Here is a 2607-nt window from a genome sequence, read left to right as displayed (position 1 = left end):
GGGCTAGGGGGGGGTGGGGATTTAGGGGGATCTAGACTTGGCTATGAACGAGAGATACCAAGGCTTTCAGGCTTAAGTTGACACCAATGGGTAGGAGGGTAGGCACTCTTGGCACTACCCCTACAAAACCATGATTTGTCACCAGAATGAAACAGCCCTGCCCCTCTTTCCCTTTTCCTCTGCGCCCTACCACAGAAGAATCCAGTCGATTCATGGGTGGGGAGGTCAAGTCATACATTAACATTAACGGTGGAAAACCTCGATCAAACCCGTGAGGAGTCACTTATGTTTCGCCACAATCTACAATTCCCAAAATTGAGCTTGCTAGCCGCTACCTGTACAGGTTTGCTAGTCAGTCTCGCCAGCATTTCCCTTGCCGGTGGGCCACCACCCCAAGGAAAACCAGTTTCCCAACCCGCTGCTACGCCGCCAGCCAATGGTAAACCCGTCAGCGCACCGACTCCTGCTACAGCGACTCCTGCGGTACCCCAAAATGCACCTCCCCGATTTCCGTTTCCCGGTGCCAGAGTCACCCCAGTAGACGGTATGGTGACAATCAAGCTGGTCAATAGCACCAACGCCGTGATCAATTATCAAGTAGTTGGAATGAGTCAATCTCGCACTCTGGGGGAACAATCAGAAATTTCGATCAAAAACTTGAAAGCCCCACTCACCCTCACTTACCAGCGCTCTGATGGCGGATTGCTGTTGGTGCGAGCCCAAGCAACCGCTACAGCGGGAATGTTGCAAATCACTTTTGGCGCAACCACTGACTTGGGCGCTGATACCAAATCCCTGGAAGTTCAGGAAGATGGGAAAGTATTTTTGAATTAGTCCTTAGTTATTAGTCCTTAGTTATTATAGCAATCCTAAATCATTTGTGAATTTCTTGCTCCCTCCCCGCGAGTTCGGGGAGGGTTGGGGTGGGGTAAAAAACTTGCGACTCATTTAGGATTGCTATAGTGATTAGTTAACAATAACTAATAACTAATATCAAATTCGCCTGATTTCTCGAGCAAAACAGGAGACGGCCATGCCCGATGCCCAATTAACCATCAATCACCTAGGGACAAAGGAGGTAACTGAGTAAAAGGTAAATCCTGGTTGACTGCATCAATTTCTGCCTGTTCTCGTTCATTGATTTGACCGATATAAGACTTGAGAATTTGCGCCAAACGGTTGTTATAAAATCGGTGCAAACTATAATTGGGTGTCGCTGGAAAGCCGCGCCGTTTTTTGTGCCGCCCGCCCGCACCGGGATCGAAGGTTTGGATGCCCCGATCGATCGCCCATTCAATCGGTGTATAGTAACAAGCGTCGAAGTGCAAGCAGTCAATTTCCTGCAAACTCCCCCAATAGCGCCCGTAAAGTCGATCGCCCTTATACAAGCAAAAAGACATTCCCATCGGCTGTCTGTCGTCTTCCTTAGAATAGGCTGCTACAAACAAAACGCGATCGCGATAATTGTCATGCAATTGTTCAAAAAATCGCTTCGTCAAATACTTGCTTCCCCACCAGCCAAATTTGTCGCAAGTATTCTCATAAAAAGCATACATTTGCCCAAACATGGGTTGGGGAATTTCATCGCCAGTCAAAGTTTTGACTAACAAACCTGCTGTTTCAACAGCTTTGCGTTCGCGCTTGATATTACGGCGCTGATTGGCATTAAATGTGCCTAAATAACCCTCAAAATTTTGATATCCTTGATTTTGCCAAATATAACTGTGGTGCAGCCAAGCACTAAAACCATGCTGTTCCATGCGCACGCGCCATACCGGATCGACGTATAGGAAATTGCAACCAGAGATATTGTGGCGATCGCAAAAATAGTCGATCGCGCTTACCATGACTCCCGTCAACTCATCTTCATCTTCCCCCTCCGCAATCAAAAACCGATAGCCTTCTGCGGGTGTAAAAGGAGTCATTCCCATCAATTTGGGATAATATTGAACACCCAAACGTTGAGCTAAATCAGCCCACTGATTGTCGAAGACAAATTCGCCGTAACTGTGACTTTTGATATAAAGCGGTGCACAAGCAATCAACTGTTTGTCTCGCCACACTGTCAAGTGATGCGGTAGCCAACCGTTTTTACCTGTGGCGCTACCGGAAGTTTCGAGATTGTTAAGCCAATTCCATTCGAGAAAAGGCGTTTTTAGCGGCATCGCCAAAGCATCCCACGATGCTTGCGAAATATCTGCTATTTTCGTAATCCAGGCTACAGAATATTGTTGAGCTTTTGGCTTTGGCAGCATAGGGAAATTTGAGCGTAGAGCGATCGAACTTCATTTAACTTAATATAAATTCCCCTATTCGACACTCGTTACCAGGCTCTGCCTGGTAACGCAGATCCAGAGGCTCTGCCTCGATTTTCCTGTGCAAGCGAGGCAGAGCAAGAGTGACATGGGTTCCCAGGCTCTTCCTAGGAACCAGTTAGAATTCCCTTCTTCGACACTCGTTACCAGGCTCTGCCTGGTAATGCAGATCCAGAGGCTCTGCCTCGATTTTCCTGTGCAAGCGAGGCAGAGCAAGAGTGACATGGGTTCCCAGGCTCTTCCTAGGAACCAGTTAGAATTCCCTTCTTCGACACTCGTTACCAGGCTCTGC

2 protein-coding genes are annotated in these 2607 nt (G+C 47.8%); one reads left to right on the top strand and one right to left on the bottom strand.

The window, feature by feature from the left end; translation table 11 throughout:
• The first annotated feature begins 285 nt into the window (after positions 1–285).
• Positions 286–834, top strand: a complete 549-nt coding sequence (locus ACBR23_RS20320) for a hypothetical protein (RefSeq protein ID WP_371116733.1) — start codon at positions 286–288, stop codon at positions 832–834.
• 221 nt (positions 835–1055) lie between these two features.
• Here the strand turns inward: ACBR23_RS20320 and ACBR23_RS20315 are convergent, their stop codons facing one another.
• Positions 1056–2255: a GNAT family N-acetyltransferase gene (locus ACBR23_RS20315; RefSeq protein WP_371116732.1), complete on the bottom strand. Its 1200-nt coding sequence runs from the start codon at positions 2253–2255 to the stop codon at positions 1056–1058.
• Positions 2256–2607 lie beyond the last annotated feature (352 nt).

It is taken from the genome of Microcoleus sp. (assembly GCF_041354475.1).
Taxonomy (GTDB): Bacteria; Cyanobacteriota; Cyanobacteriia; order Cyanobacteriales; family Microcoleaceae; genus Microcoleus.
The sequence above is the reverse complement of the archived record's forward strand: the minus strand, read 5'-3'. Positions and strand labels throughout refer to the sequence as shown.

What these genes read in the sequence shown, in the direction of transcription:
- ACBR23_RS20320 (WP_371116733.1), top strand. Translation starts at nt 286, where the DNA reads ATGTTTCGCCACAATCTACAATTCCCAAAATTGAGCTTGCTAGCCGCT.
- ACBR23_RS20315 (WP_371116732.1), bottom strand. Translation starts at nt 2,255, where the DNA reads ATGCTGCCAAAGCCAAAAGCTCAACAATATTCTGTAGCCTGGATTACG.